9 protein-coding genes and 1 tRNA gene are annotated in these 14,247 nt (G+C 59.7%); 6 read left to right on the top strand and 4 right to left on the bottom strand.

Translation table 11 applies throughout. The annotated features are described in order from the left end of the window. The first annotated feature begins 51 nt into the window (after positions 1–51). Entirely contained in the window at positions 52–999 is a 948-nt protein-coding gene (locus GPM19_RS01790; RefSeq protein ID WP_160417155.1) for an AEC family transporter, read from the top strand. A 51-nt stretch (positions 1,000–1,050) separates the two neighbouring features. Next, a tRNA-Arg gene (locus tag GPM19_RS01785) sits at positions 1,051–1,127 on the top strand. Between the two features lie 157 nt (positions 1,128–1,284). Here GPM19_RS01785 and GPM19_RS01780 read toward each other — a convergent pair. Further along, the gene (locus GPM19_RS01780) at positions 1,285–1,962 is read right to left on the bottom strand and encodes an IclR family transcriptional regulator (protein ID WP_160417154.1); all 678 of its coding nucleotides are present in this window, start codon (positions 1,960–1,962) and stop codon (positions 1,285–1,287) included. 200 nt (positions 1,963–2,162) lie between these two features. Between GPM19_RS01780 and GPM19_RS01775 the strand changes: the two genes are divergently transcribed. Beyond that, positions 2,163–4,526, top strand: coding sequence for a cytochrome P450/oxidoreductase (locus tag GPM19_RS01775; protein ID WP_202114627.1), 2,364 nt, complete (start codon positions 2,163–2,165; stop codon positions 4,524–4,526). Between the two features lie 68 nt (positions 4,527–4,594). After that, on the top strand, positions 4,595–5,656 hold the full coding sequence (locus GPM19_RS01770) for a TRAP transporter substrate-binding protein (protein ID WP_160417153.1): 1,062 nt from the start codon (positions 4,595–4,597) through the stop codon (positions 5,654–5,656). A gap of 103 nt (positions 5,657–5,759) precedes the next feature. Here the strand turns inward: GPM19_RS01770 and iadA are convergent, their stop codons facing one another. The 3 genes from iadA to GPM19_RS01755 are packed head-to-tail and all read right to left on the bottom strand — an operon-like array spanning position 5,760 to position 10,416. Beyond that, positions 5,760–6,932, bottom strand: a complete 1,173-nt coding sequence (iadA, locus tag GPM19_RS01765) for a beta-aspartyl-peptidase (protein ID WP_160417152.1) — start codon at positions 6,930–6,932, stop codon at positions 5,760–5,762. Then, a complete protein-coding gene (cphA, locus tag GPM19_RS01760) occupies positions 6,929–9,571 on the bottom strand; it encodes a cyanophycin synthetase (RefSeq protein WP_160417151.1) in 2,643 nt (880 codons plus the stop codon). Before cphA ends, iadA begins: the two co-directional genes overlap by 4 nt. Beyond that, the gene (locus GPM19_RS01755; protein WP_160417150.1) at positions 9,568–10,416 is read right to left on the bottom strand and encodes a cyanophycinase; all 849 of its coding nucleotides are present in this window, start codon (positions 10,414–10,416) and stop codon (positions 9,568–9,570) included. Before GPM19_RS01755 ends, cphA begins: the two co-directional genes overlap by 4 nt. Positions 10,417–10,767: 351 nt before the next feature. Here GPM19_RS01755 and GPM19_RS01750 point away from each other — a divergent pair, with 351 nt between their 5' ends. Together GPM19_RS01750 and GPM19_RS01745 are read left to right on the top strand one after the other, a co-directional pair. Next, positions 10,768–12,069, top strand: a complete 1,302-nt coding sequence (locus tag GPM19_RS01750; protein WP_160417149.1) for an ATP-grasp domain-containing protein — start codon at positions 10,768–10,770, stop codon at positions 12,067–12,069. Between the two features lie 60 nt (positions 12,070–12,129). Further along, positions 12,130–14,172, top strand: a complete 2,043-nt coding sequence (locus tag GPM19_RS01745; protein ID WP_160417148.1) for a CocE/NonD family hydrolase — start codon at positions 12,130–12,132, stop codon at positions 14,170–14,172. Positions 14,173–14,247: the final 75 nt, after the last annotated feature.

Here is a 14,247-nt window from a genome sequence, read left to right as displayed (position 1 = left end):
TGAGCGAACGGTAGAGTATGGCATTTTGCTTACTTGCGCGAGAGCTTATTGATGAGCCTGGTCGAACTTTTTTCTCGTACTTTGGATATCACTCTACCGGTATTTGCCATGGTGTTTATCGGGCTGGGGCTTAAAAAATTAGGTTGGATTGATGGCGCCTTTGTGTCCACCGCTTCGACCTTGGTATTCAAGGGAACATTGCCGGCACTAATTTTTCTGAGCCTGATAAAGGCGGACCTTCAGGTGGCTCTGGATGTGGAGCTGTTGCTGTTCTTTGCTTTTGCCACGCTAGGCCAGTTCCTGCTGAGTTGGGGTTGGGCGCATTATCGAGTGCCCGCGGCTGACAGAGGCGTCTATGTGCAAGGCGCATTTCGTGGAAATTGCGGCGTGGTGGGGCTGGCGCTAGCGGCGGGCATGTATGGCAACTATGGGCTTTCGACAGGTAGCTTGCTCTTGGGAGTGGTGATTTTGATGTTTAACATTCTCTCGGTAATCGTGCTTTCCAGTTACCAGCCTGAGCAGTCCACGAATTGGCGCAGCCTGTCATATAGCCTGGTGAAAAATCCCTTGATTCTGGCAGTGCTGGTGGCGCTTCCCTTTACCGCCTGGGAAATTCCATTGCCTAGTTGGCTGATGACCTCCGGCGATTATTTTGCTTCCCTGACGCTACCGCTGGCACTGATTTGTATCGGTGCCACGCTCTCGGTTAGAGAGGTGCGCAAAGGCCAGGCAGTGGCGTTCAGCGCCGCCGGCATGAAGATGCTGGTGCTGCCGATAGTGGCCACCATCGCCGCCCGGCTGTATGGCTTTTCGGGGCGCGAGTTAGGGCTGTTGTTCCTGTTCTTTGCCAGCCCGACGGCAGCGGCAAGCTTCGTGATGGTGAAAGCGATGGGGGGCAATTCAGCGCTTGCGGCCAACATCATTGCGCTCACCACCTTGATGGCCAGTCTCACGGTTACCTTGGGGATTTTCGGATTGAGCCTGCTTGGCTGGATCTAAGGCAGTGGTTGGCCTGGAGAGGGCAAGAAGTTATACTACCCGCCCGCCTAAGTCCCTGTAGCTCAGTAGGATAGAGCAGCCGCCTCCTAAGCGGCAGGTCGCAGGTTCGACTCCTGCCAGGGACGCCAGAATTACATAGCGAGGAAAACCGGAAAATTTTCCCGCGATTCCGCTTAGATAAAGAAAGGTGAGTGTCAGAGCTCAGACTGCGACCTCTCGCCTCCATCCGTGGCGATGATCCGTTGATCGCTACAAAACTCAAGATTTTCCACCTGTCGCTTTTGCCTATTGCCCAATCAGTTCGACCAGCTGTCTGGCGGAGGCCTTCACCTCTCGGATCGCCCTCTCGGTATCCAGATCATCCATCGCCACCACCCCGACGCAGGCTTCGATCCCCGCGCGCAGACGAGCGGTAACGATGGGGCTGGCTACTCCCACGGCTCCGCGCTGTAATTGTCCGCGGGTGAGGCTGTAGCCTTCGGCGCGGGCCTGGCATACCTCGGGACTGTCATCATCCTGCGGGGTTCTCCCAGCCAGGATCGCAATGCCAGCTGCGCCTTGGGTCAGCGGATGGCGGCTGCCGACTCGATAGCTCACCCGCAGCATCCCCTCGTCGGGCTCGGCGACCAGCGTCACCACGCACTCCTTTCCCTGGGCGATGGAGACGAAGGCGGTGGCGCGAGTCGCTTTGGCTAGTGTTTTTAACAGCGGCTGCGCCACGGCGTGCAGCTGCGGTTCGAAGCGTGAGGCGAGCAGAGTGATGCCGGCGCCCAGCCGCACAGGACCCTCGGGAGTACGGGTGAGCAGGGCGTGTGCCTCGAGGGTGGTGACGATGCGGTAGGCGATAGCCCGGTGCACTCCCAGCTGTTCGGCGAGCCCGGCGATGGTGATGCCCTCTTTATGCTCGGAGACGATTTCCAGGGCGAGCAGGCCGCGATCCAGGGTTTGCAGGGTGGAAGACATCGGTGGTGCCCCTCGTGCTGACGTAACAACGTGGATGGTTAGTGATCGGCAAGCATGGCGCAGTGCATACGGCCGCAGGCATGTATTGACGGCGTAGGTGACTTCGCCTATTTTGCATATGTGCGCTAAACGATTTTAAGTGTGCGATAAAAGTAACAATAAAAAAAGCCCTGGCAAGCAGACCGTACCTTGGAGCCATCATGACGATATCCTCTCATCAACCCGAGACCATGGCAGAAGGCTGCCCTTTTCATCAGCCAGGTCATGCCGACGATCAGGTGACGATGAAGTCGCCTACCGGCTGCCCGGTCTCGCCCGAGGCGGCCGCCTTCGACCCCTTCGGCGCGTCCTACCAGCTCGACCCCGCCGAGGCGCTGCGCTGGTCCCGTGAGCAGGAGCCGGTGTTCTTCAGCCCCAAGCTTGGCTATTGGGTCGTGAGCCGCTTTGATGACGTGAAGGCGGTATTTCGCGACAACATTACCTTCTCGCCATCCATCGCGTTGGAGAAGCTCACTCCGGCACCACCCGAGGCAACGAAAATCCTCGAGAGCTACGGTTTCGCAATGCGCCGCACCATGGTCAACGAGGATGAACCGGACCACATGGAACGCCGCCGCCTGCTGATGGATGCCTTTCTGCCCGAGAATCTCGAACAGCACGAGGCATGGGTACGTGAGTTGGTGCGTGACTATATGGATCTCTTCATCGATAAGGGACGTGCGGATCTGGTGGGTGAGATGTTTCGGGAAATTCCCATGACCGTCGCACTGCGCTTCCTTGGCGTACCCCATGAAGACGCCAAGGAGCTTCGCAAGTTCTCTGTCGCTCATACGCTTAATACCTGGGGCCGCCCCTCTCCGGAGCAGCAGCTTCAGATTGCCGAGGATGTCGGCCGGTTCTGGAAGACGGCTCAGGATATCCTCGACCGCATGTATGCCGAGCCTACCGGCGAGGGTTGGATGTACGATTCGATCCGCATGCACAAGGTGCATCCCGCCATCGTCCCGGAGAGCTACCTGCGCTCGATGATGATGGCGATCCTGGTGGCTGCGCATGAAACTACCGCCTTCGCCACCACCAATGCCTTTCGTACCTTGCTATCGAACCGTGAATCCTGGAACGATATCTGTGAGAACCCCGCGCTGATTCCCAGCGCGATCGAGGAGTGTCTGCGTGTTGCCGGCTCGGTCGTGGCCTGGCGTCGTATCGCTACCGACGACACTATCGTGGGTGGAGAGAAGATTCCTAAGGGTGGCAAGCTGCTGATCGTGCAGGCGTCGGCCAACCGGGATCAGAGCCACTTCGAGAATCCCGACGACTTCGATATCTACCGCCATAACGCAGCGGAGCACTTGACCTTCGGCTACGGTGCGCACCAGTGCATGGGCAAGAACATCGCCCGGATGGAGATGCGTGTCATCCTCGATGAATTTGTCCGACGTCTACCGCATGTGCATCTGGTCGAGGACCAGACGTTCGAGTATCTGCCCAATACCTCGTTCCGGGGGGCCACGTCGCTGTGGGTGGAATGGGAGCCGGCACAGAATCCTGAACGGCGCACCCGCTCGGTGCTGGAGAACCCCACGCATTTCCATATTGGTGCGCCTATCAAGGATGACATCCTGCGCCGGGTCGTGGTCACCGAGGTGGAACGCGAGGCCGAGGCGGTAATCCGCATTGATCTGGTCGATCCACATGGACGTGATCTGCCCGACTGGTCCCCCGGCTCGCATGTCGAGCTGGTCTCCGGCGAGTGGCGTCGTTACTACTCGATATGCGGGACACGCGGGGATCGTAGCCGCCTGTCCTTCGCCATCCTGCGCGAGCCAGAGGGGCGCGGCGGCTCGGTACATTTCCACGACACCGTCAAACCAGGTGATGTGCTGCATATTGCCGGCCCCAAGAACCACTTCCATCTGGACGAGACGGCAACGCGCTATACCCTGATTGCCGGTGGTATTGGTATCACACCGATCCTTGCCATGGCCGATCGGCTCAAGGCGCTCGGCAAGCCCTATACGCTTCACTATTGCGGCGCCGGGCGGCGAACCATGGCCTTTCTTGATAGGGTCGAGCGTGACCACGGCGCAGCGCTGACTGTCCATGCGGGAGACGAAGGCTGTCGACTCGACCTGCCAAGGGTACTGGGCGGGCTATCCGAGGGTGAGCAGGTCTACTCCTGCGGCCCGGAGCGCATGCTGGAGGCGCTCGAGACGCTGGCGGTGAATTGGCCCGAGGGAACGTTGCATGTTGAGCATTTCACCGCCCGCTCCAGCATCCTTGATCCCGCGAACGAACATGCCTTCGAAGCGGTGCTTGCGGACTCCGACCTGACGGTACAGGTCGGCAACGATCAGACCCTGCTCGAGGCGCTAACGGCGGCCGGCGTGGATGTGCCTAGCGACTGCTGCGAAGGCCTGTGTGGTACCTGCGAAGTGGCTGTGGTCGAGGGCCACATCGATCACCGTGACCTGGTGCTCAGCCGTACCGAGCGCGACGCCAATGACCGTATGATGGCCTGCTGTTCGCGCGCCAAGGACAAGCGCCTGGTGCTCTCTCTCTAATACCGACGATAATCAAAACGGCCCGAGGCGTACGCCAAACCTGAAGTGAATAACAAAGGAAATCAACAATGAAAAAATTGGCAACACTGACGACAGTCTCCGCCCTGATGACCCTAGGGGCCTTCCAAGGCGCCACCGCCGCCACCGAGCTGCAGGTCAGCACTTGGGCGGGGCCTAATCACGGCGTCAATACCATCGTCTGGCCGACTTGGGGCAGTTGGGTGGAGGAGGCTACCGAGGGTCGCGTCACCGTCAACGTGATCCACGACCTGGGTCCGCCCGATGCCCAAATGGAGTTGGTGGCCGACGGGGTGGCCGATGCCACTTGGCTGTTCCATGGTCTAATGCCGGGGCGCTTCGAGCTGACCAAACTGCCCGAGCTGCCCACCTTCGAGGACTTCTCCTCCGAGGACGCCTCGGTGGCCTACTGGCGCACCCATAACGAGTACCTGGCCGAGGCCGGTGAGCACCGCGGCGTCGAGGTAATTGGTCTCGGGGTGCACGGACCCGGCGCGCTCTACCTCGACGAATCGATCGACAGCCTCGATGATCTTGACGGCAAGCGCGTGCGCATCGGCGGCGGAACCATGGCCGACATCTCCAATGCACTCGATCTCACCGGTGTGGCGCTGCCTCCGGCAGGCACTTACGAGGCCGCCACACAGGGCGTCATTGACGGCGCCATGCTGACGCTAGAAGGGCTCAAGAGCTTCCGCCTGGCCGAAGTGCTGCCCTACACCGTGCAGATGCCCGGTGGCTTCTACCGTGGCAGCTTCTCGCTGGTGATCAACCCCGATACTTGGGCGTCGCTCTCCGAAGAGGATCGTACAGCCATCGAAGAGGTCTCGGGCGAGCGGCTTTCCCGCCTGTTCGGCTACATGATGGATGTGGTGGACGAGCGCGGCATCGAGTTCGCCGAGGAGCAGGGCAACACCTTTATCGAGCTGCCTGACGAAGAAGTGGAACGCTTCCAGCAGATGGTGGCGGACCTGCCGGAGCAGTGGGAAGCCGAGGCCGGTGAGCGCGGTGTTGACGGTGAGGCCGCCCGCGCTTTCTTCCTCGAACAGCTCGAGGTGGTGGGCAATGAAGAAGGCATGAGTGAAGACGACTTGGTCGATCAGAGCACCTAAAGCTCTGCATCGCGCCATACATAATGGGCCTGACGCGAGCACGGTACCGCCGTGCTCGCTGTCGTTACGCTCGCTAGGTCGTCATAAGGGTGAATGTCTTGAGTTATTCTGTGCGACTCACGTCATAGATACATTTCCCCGCCACAAACGTCTGCTGCGGCTGAAGTTCACGGTCGAGTAGCGTCACATCAGCCTCGAAGCCGATAGCTAAATATCCCTTGTTGGTGTGTAAACCGAGTACCCGGGCCACATTGGTGGAAATCAGGCCCAAGGCCGATTCGAGAGGTAGTACACCTTCACGAACGAGACGTTGCCAATCCGCAATCAAGGTCGTATTTTTGGCTACCTTCATTCCCAGGTACGCCCCATCGGCATCGAATTCAGGCAAACTGCCATTGCAATCGGAGCTCATGGTGATGCGCTCCGGGGCTACGCCGCGCTCCAATAGCCGAGACACCGCGTCGAAACCGGAGAGGCCGTCGCCAGCATCTTCAAAGGCGGTAACATCGACACTGGCGTTGAACGCCAAGGCATAGTCGGCGGCTTCCTCGAGCAAGGCAGGGTGGCGATTCACATGGGTGGGAATCACCTGATCGGCGGGAATCTCGGTCTCGGATAGCAATCTGCGCAGCGGCTCCAGTCCTCGCTTTCCGCCACCGATATGGAAATGACAGATACCTCGCTTGCCGGCCAGCATGGCACCGATGCGTGTATCACTGACGAGCCGTTCGATTTCATCCTGACGTGGCTGGCTCGAACGATGGTCCGAGATGGCGATTTCGCCCAGGCCGATGACTTCAGGAATCCAGGCCAGATCGCGCTGAATGTCGCCGGTCAGGGTGGGAGGTGGAACACGATACGCACCGGTATACATGAAGGCCGAGATGCCTTCGGCCCCCAGCCCCCGTACCTTGGCCAGCAGATCTGCCGGGGAGCGGCTGATGCTGTCAGTGCCAAGCACACCCACCACCGTGCCAATTCCCATCGCTGCGATTTCCCGAGCCGTAATCTCCGGGCAGCGGGTACCGCAACCGCCTTCGCCTCCGCCTCCGGTAACATGCACATGCTGGTCAATGAAGGCGGGAACGGCGATAAGGTCGCGGGCCTCCACCACACGTATAGGCCAGTCCTTGGGAATACTGAAGTCGTTTCCCAAGGCGATGATTTTTCCTCCCGCCATGAGGATATCGGTTGCCTCGAGCCGTTCGGGCGAAAAGACGCCGCCGACACGCAGCAGGGTCATGAGCCCGGGACTACACGCATTGCGGGATGTCATGGTCGGTCACCTGCATCGCTACCCGGCGCCGGTGTATCCGGCAGGAACCGGCGTCCACGCAGGCGTTCGGTGGCGCTATCGATGTCATCGATCAGCAGTACCAGCAGATCGCCTTCCCTGGCCTCATTGAACGCTCTGTCGACGGCGTGATGTTCTTTCATGACCACCTCGACTCGGCAGGTGCCGGATCCTGACTGCGCCCCAGCGCGCAGCAGGTTGACGGTTTCACCGGCGGGGCGGCCTCGCGGGTCGGTTTCATACAGAACGACAATGTCATGCATGCTGGCAAGCTGAGCGCCCAGGCTATACAGATCCTCGTCACGCCGGTTGCCCGGGGCGCTGGCCACGCAAATACGCCGCTGCGCGGGGATACGGCTCACGAGTTCGCTCAAGGCTTTAAGCGCCGGCACGTTATGGCCGTAGTCGATCAGCACTTTTATGTTGCCGGCGTCGATAAAATTGGTACGTCCCGGATTCTGCCCCGGCGTCGGGTGGAACGTCTGCAGGCCCAGCTGGATATCGGCAATGCTTAGCCCCAAGGCATAGGCCGCGGCGCTGGCGGCCAGGGCATTGGCAACATTGAAAGGGGCATGGCCTTCGAAGGTAATAGGGGCATCCACCACCGAAATGATGCTAGCTTCGACATTTCCTTGGCGCAGCACGATGCAGTCGTCATGAACCGTGAAAGCGACCCCATGGGCTTGCACATGCTGACGGACAGGCGCTGAGTCGGGATTCAGAGAAAAATAGATCACATTTCCTCTGGCCCATTCCCTGCTCGCCAGCACGCGCGGATCATCGGCATTGAGCACAGCCGTCCCTTCGGGGCTGACCGCATCGACAACTACGGTCTTGCAGCGTGCCAGCTCATCTAGGGTATGGATGTCGTTTTCCCCCAGATGATCGCTCGCAATGTTCAGCAGAACGCCGACCTGGCATTCATCGAAGCCCAAGCCGCGACGCAAGATGCCGCCTCGTGCGACTTCCAGAACGGCATACTCGACGGTGGGCTCGCGGAGCACGGTCGTGGCCGCTTGCGGCCCGCTATAATCTCCCCGCATGATGGTGTGGTTGTCGATCTCGATGGCGCCTGTGCAGGCCGTGCCGACACTGCGTCCCGCCTGGCGGAGCAAGTGCGAGATCAGGCGCACCGTGGTGGTTTTGCCATTGGTGCCGGTTACCGCAACGATGGGTATCCGCCCGTTGTCTTCGCTATCCGGAAAAAGCATCTCGATGACGTGATGACCGACATCCCGGCCCGTGCCATGGGTCGGCGAAAGATGCATCCGAAACCCCGGACCAGCGTTGACCTCGACCACCGCGGCAGACTGTTCCTCCAAGGGCATCGTCAGAGTCTCGGCGAGCAGGTCAATGCCAATGATGTCCAGTCCGACCAGGCGGGCGATGCGCTCTGCCGTGTACCTCACGTCAGGATGGACATCCTCGGTGACATCCGTCGCAGTGCCCCCGGTGCTCAGGTTCGCCGTGGACTTCAGATAGATGACCTCATCTTTCGTGATGACAGTCTCCAAGGTCAGATTCTGCTGAGCTATCAGCCGGTGCGACTGCTCGTCCAGGTGAATCTGTGTCAGCAGGTTTTCATGACCGATACCGCGGCGCGGGTCCTGATTTTCCCTGTCGATCAGTGCCTGCAGCGTCGCCTGTCCATCGCCGACCACATGTGCCGGGCGCCGCCTGGCGGCGGCGACGAGCTTGCCATCGATCACTAGCAGCCGGTGATCCTCTCCCTTGATGAACCTCTCGACGATGATCGATGAATTCTGCAGGGAGGCGATGGTAAACGCCTCCCGCAATGCCGGTTCGTCGGAGATGTCTGTGCTGATACCGCGGCCGTGATTGCCGATCAGCGGTTTTACGACAACGGGATAGCCGATATCGTGAGCGGCCTCGAGCGCTTCCTCGATCGAGTGGCAAACGCGCCCGAGCGGCACGGGAATCCCGGCCTCGCCGAGCACTTGCTTGGTCCAGTGCTTGTCATCGGCGATGCCGTGACTGATCAGGCTCGTGCGGCAAGTCACCGTCGCCTGGATGCGTTGCTGACGGCAGCCGTGCCCCAATTGGACATAACTGCTGTCCTCGTCAAGGCGGATGCAGGGAATCCCTCGGCGCACGGCGGCATCCACGATCGATGCCGTGGATGGCCCCAGCATATGCGCATCGCGCACCTGCTTGAGACGGGTGATTGCCGAGGCGATATCTATCTCGTCGCCATTGAAGAGCCGGGCGACGATATCGACGGCTTCCACGCCGGCCGCCAGACCGCAGGCCTCGTCCCGGTAACGATAGACGACGTTATAGATGCCGGTTTCGTAGGAATCGACCGTCTTGCCGTAGCCCACCGAAAAGCCGATCAGATTCTGTAGCTCGATCGCGACATGTTCTACCACATGGCCGGCCCAGGTGCCCCGCTCGAGCCGTTCCAGAAACCCGCCGGCCCGCCCCACCGAGCAGCGGTGTTCGTATAGGGTCGGCAGAAGTTCGGTGATGCGTTCTGCGATGCCGGGAACGGTATCGCTTGGCCGCTCCTCGAGCTCACCAATGTCCAGTCGCATGAAGATTGTCGGATAGCGACTATAGAAATTCGGACCGCGTAGCGCTCGATGCTCAAGAATGTTCATCGACTCTCCGCGAGAATGGCGCCAAGTTCATGAGGGACGAGATAGCGCCGGGCCTCGACATCGTAGCCTTGGCCGCTAACCAGCGCATGGAGGATCATGTGCTCGACGGACACCGGTTCACCCATGGCCAGTTCCGCGATATTGGAACTCGCCAGTTCCCGGCTATCGATGAGGATGACATGCCCCGGACCGATGGCTTCGAGAATGCCGTGGGGATGGATGATCACGCCGGCATCCTCACCCAGGCCCACGCCTAGGTGTTCCGGGTTGCTGGCGCCAACCTCCATCAGCCGCGTAAAGCGCCCGCGCTCAAGGAAGTGGCTGTCGATGATCAGGCCTTCGATGAAATCCAAGCCAAAGGTCATGTTGACGGCGCCCTTGCGCAGGGCGTCAGCAGCGGCACCGTTATAGATCATGGTGCTTGGCATGGCCGCGGCGCCGGCACTGGTCCCAGCCACGACGGCGCCGGCCCTCAACCGCTCGCGGATGGCCTTCAGAACCGGCGAGCCGCCCAGCACATTGGTCAGGCGCAGCTGGTCACCGCCGGTGAAGAAGATGATGCCGCTCTGCTCAATCAGGTGCACCGTCTCGGCATCGGCTGCCTCCTGGCGGTCCCGGATCCCCAGCGAATGGACCTGGCTTGCGCCCAGGCGAGAGAAGGCCGCTTCGTATTCAGGCAGGATCTGGTCGGGAATGCCACTGGCCGTGGCAATGACCGCGACCTCCTGGTTACCCTCGGGGGCCAGGACGAAGACCTTCTTCAGGATCTCGAGATTGGAGGTCCTGTCCTCGGCACCGCCGATGGCGACGAGGTGGCCGGATGCCAAGAAAATTGGAGAGGCCATATTCCTTTCGTCGCCCAGCGACGCTTTTGAGGGACGCTAAATCATTACCGATACCGGCAATGTCGTATCGTATGATGCTTTAACCCGCCTCTTCACTTATAACAGCTGAAAACCGCCCTAGCCAGATTAATAATGAACCCTCGGCCTGGCTAAATCCCGCCTGTGGAATAAGTGGAGTTCCTGCTCTTTTGCGTATTTTTGCGTATTGCCCCAGCGCAGCAACGATAACCCGCTATGCTTCGATAAACGGCCTTCCCTAAGCCTTGACCGAAGGTCAGGAAGGTAAGCGCCAAACCTGCTGCGCTTAAGCGGCGAGGGCTGCGATAGCCGAGCTTGCGCCAGGAGGCGATCATGAGCGTACGGAATATTTTTGTAGTCGGGCTGGATGAATACAATCGTAAACGGCTCGAGCATTTACGTGGGGCCGAGAAGTACCGGTTCCATGGCGTGATCGAGCCAACGGAAGTCTATGATACGGAAATCTTTCCTATCGAAGAGATGCTTTCCAGAGCCGAAACCCAGTTGAAAGAATTCAGTGAGCCTATCGATGCTGTCGTTGGCTACATGGATTTTCCCGTCTCGACCATGCTGCCGCTGCTCTGCGAGCGACTGGGGACGCGTTCCACCAGTCTCGAAAGTCTGCTCAAATGCGAGCACAAGTATTGGAGTCGGCTCGTTCAGCATGAAGTGATTGCCGATTATATTCCCCGCTTTACCGCCTTTGACCCCTTTGACGCCCAGGCACTGCAGCAGATAGGGGAGGCGGGCCTGTATTTCCCCTTCTTCGTCAAACCCATCAAATCCTCAGGTTCGCGACTGGGCTTTCGCATCGAAAGCCCCGAAGACTTCGCCCATGCCGTAGCGCGGTTATGTGAAGACATCGGGACGATTTCAGAGCCTTTCAACTACGTGCTGGAGCACGCCAGCCTGCCTGACGACGTACGCTCGGTCGATGGCGGCCACTGTATGGCGGAAGAGATTATCGGCGGGTGGCAATGTACGGTCGAGGGATACGTGTTCCAAGGTGACGTCGTCCCTTATGGCATTGTCGATTCGATGCGCTATCCGCAAGTCCTTAGTTTTTTCTCTTATCGCTATCCATCCCGGCTCCCCGCCCCTATTCAGGAAAAGATGCAAGAACTGACTCGTCAAATCATGGCCCATATCGGTTACGACAATGCGGCTTTCAACATCGAGTACTTCTGGGATGAAGTGCAGGATCGCATCTGGTTGCTGGAGATCAATACCCGCATTGCACAATCGCATTGCGACCTGTTCGAAAAAGTCGATGGAATCAGTCATCAGCAAGTGACGGTGGACCTGGCGCTGGGGCAGTTGCCCGACATGCCTTACCGCCAAGGGGCATTCAAGGTCGCAGCGAAATTCTTCTATCGGGTGTTCTTCGCCGACGCCACCGTCAGCCAAGTACCGAGTGCCGAGGAGGTCGAGACACTGCAGCAAGCCTTTCCCGGCACCATGATCACGCTACAGGTCGAGGTCGGTATGCGCCTGTCATCCCTGCCTGAGCAGGACAGCTACAGTTTTGCTCTGGCTTACGTGTGGATGGGCGCAGACGACGACGTCACGCTGGAAGAGAACTATGCACGACTTGCCGAGCAGCTGCATTTCGCGTTCGAGGACATCGTCGGCTGACATGGTCTCGTCGCGGGCATGAATCATAAGAAATCCAGTGAAGAAAAAGGGAGCAGGCTCATGCATATCGTCAGCGATTTTCCCCGTGAAGTGCAGGAGGAGGAAGGCTGGATCACGCTGGCCGATGGCTGCCGGCTGGGCATACGCATCTGGCGTCCGGTGGATGCCGAAAGCGATCCGGTGCCGGCGATCCTCGAATACCTGCCTTATCGCAAGCGAGACCTGACGGCGGAGCGCGACGCTCAGACGCACACTTACTGGGCCGGCCACGGCTACGCCGGGGTGCGTGTAGACATCCGCGGCTGCGGCGAGTCGGACGGCGTGCTGACCGACGAATACTTGCAACAGGAACTCGACGATGGCGTCGAAGTCCTGCACTGGCTGGGTGAGCAACCCTGGTGTACCGGTGATGTCGGCATGATCGGCATCTCCTGGGGCGGGTTCAATGGCCTGCAGGTTGCGGCACTGCAACCGCCCGAGCTTAAGGCCGTCATCACGCTGTGCTCGACCGATGATCGCTACGCCGATGATGTCCACCACATGGGTGGCTGCCTGCTCGGCGACAACTTGTCATGGGCATCGACCATGTTCGATGGCAATACCTGCCCCCCCGACCCGCTATTGGTCGGTGAGCGCTGGCGGGACATGTGGCGTGAGCGCCTTGAGGATAGTGGGCTGTGGCTGGCTACCTGGCTCCAGCATCAGCGCCGCGATGACTATTGGAAGCATGGCTCGGTCTGCGAAGACTTCTCACGCATTCGCTGCCCTGTCTATGCCGTTAGCGGCTGGGCTGATGGTTACTGCAATGCCGTGTTCCGGTTGCTTGCGGGGCTCGACGTGCCACGTAAGGGCCTGGTTGGCCCTTGGGCGCACATGTATCCCCACCTCGGCGTTCCGGGCCCGGCCATCGGCTTTTTGCAGGAATCGCTGCGCTGGTGGGACTATTGGTTGAAGGGTAAGGAAACGGGCATTATGGACGAGCCGATGCTGCGCGTATGGATGCAGGAATCGGTTCCGCCGTCGGCCCGCTACGAGGTACGCCCGGGACGCTGGGTTGCCGAGCCGACTTGGCCATCGCCGCGGATCGAGCCGAAGCACTTCCGCCTCACCAGTGGTCATGACCTGGTGCCTACCCTGGAGGAACCCGCGGCTTGTGTATCGGGCGATGATGTTCCTCTTACTGTTCGCTCGCCACTATCGGTAGGGCTGTTTGGCGGCAAATGGTGTTCCTACAATGCCCCGCCGGATCTGCCTCACGACCAACGCGACGAGGATGGTGGTGCGCTGATATTCCAGACGGCACGACTCGATCAGGACATCGAGATTTGCGGGCAAGCCATTGTCGAACTCGACATCGAATCAGATCAGCCGGTGGCGATGGTGGCGCTAAGGCTCAGCGACATTGCAGAAGATGACCAGGCGACCCGGATTACCTATGGCCTGCTCAACCTGACCCATCGTGACAGTGACGAATTTCCCCAGCCCCTGGAGCCCGGCAAACGTTATCAGGTGCGTGTGCCACTTAAACACATCGCGCAGAAGTTTTCCGTCGGCAACGCCATGCGGCTCTCGCTCTCGACCAGTTACTGGCCGGTGGCCTGGCCGTCGCCAGTTCCCGTCAAGCTGACAGTGCACCCTGCCGGCTGCCGACTGATCCTGCCATGCCGCGAGCCTCGACCTCAGGAAGAAGCGGCACTGCCCCCATTTGGTCCACCCGAGGCCGCACCGCCGTTAGCGATGACTCTGATACAGCCGAGCCAGGAAGCCTGGCGAGTGATACGTGACCTGGCCAATGACCAGACCACACTCGAAGTCATCAATGACCAAGGGACCTTCCGTCTCGATGATATCGATCTCGAACTCTCGTCACGGGTCGCCGAGTGCTATACCTATGCCTACGGCAACTATGACAGCCTGAGCGGCTGGACCGAGTGGGAGCGCCGTTTCCGACGCGGCGACTGGGAAGTGCGCAGCGTGACCCGCACCTTGATGACGTCCAACGCAGCAAGCTTTCGTTTGCGTGCGACGTTGGATGCCTTTGAGGGCGATAGCCTGGTTTTTACCAAGAGTTGGGACGAGGAGATCCCGCGCGACCTTGTTTGAGCGCAGGTGTTTGAGCACAGGTATTTGAGGATAGGTGTTTGGGCGTAGATGTCGGGCTCTATTGACGCTCTTGCT

The organism is Vreelandella zhuhanensis, assembly GCF_009793355.1.
GTDB lineage: Bacteria > Pseudomonadota > Gammaproteobacteria > Pseudomonadales > Halomonadaceae > Vreelandella > Vreelandella zhuhanensis.
Note: the sequence above shows the minus strand (reverse complement) of the source record. Positions and strands in the feature narration are given on the sequence as shown.

Coding starts and splice junctions, on each gene's coding strand:
- GPM19_RS01790 (WP_160417155.1), top strand. CDS start 52: ATGAGCCTGGTCGAACTTTTTTCTCGTACTTTGGATATCACTCTACCG.
- GPM19_RS01780 (WP_160417154.1), bottom strand. CDS start 1,962: ATGTCTTCCACCCTGCAAACCCTGGATCGCGGCCTGCTCGCCCTGGAA.
- GPM19_RS01775 (WP_202114627.1), top strand. CDS start 2,163: ATGACGATATCCTCTCATCAACCCGAGACCATGGCAGAAGGCTGCCCT.
- GPM19_RS01770 (WP_160417153.1), top strand. CDS start 4,595: ATGAAAAAATTGGCAACACTGACGACAGTCTCCGCCCTGATGACCCTA.
- iadA (WP_160417152.1), bottom strand. CDS start 6,932: ATGACATCCCGCAATGCGTGTAGTCCCGGGCTCATGACCCTGCTGCGT.
- cphA (WP_160417151.1), bottom strand. CDS start 9,571: ATGAACATTCTTGAGCATCGAGCGCTACGCGGTCCGAATTTCTATAGT.
- GPM19_RS01755 (WP_160417150.1), bottom strand. CDS start 10,416: ATGGCCTCTCCAATTTTCTTGGCATCCGGCCACCTCGTCGCCATCGGC.
- GPM19_RS01750 (WP_160417149.1), top strand. CDS start 10,768: ATGAGCGTACGGAATATTTTTGTAGTCGGGCTGGATGAATACAATCGT.
- GPM19_RS01745 (WP_160417148.1), top strand. CDS start 12,130: ATGCATATCGTCAGCGATTTTCCCCGTGAAGTGCAGGAGGAGGAAGGC.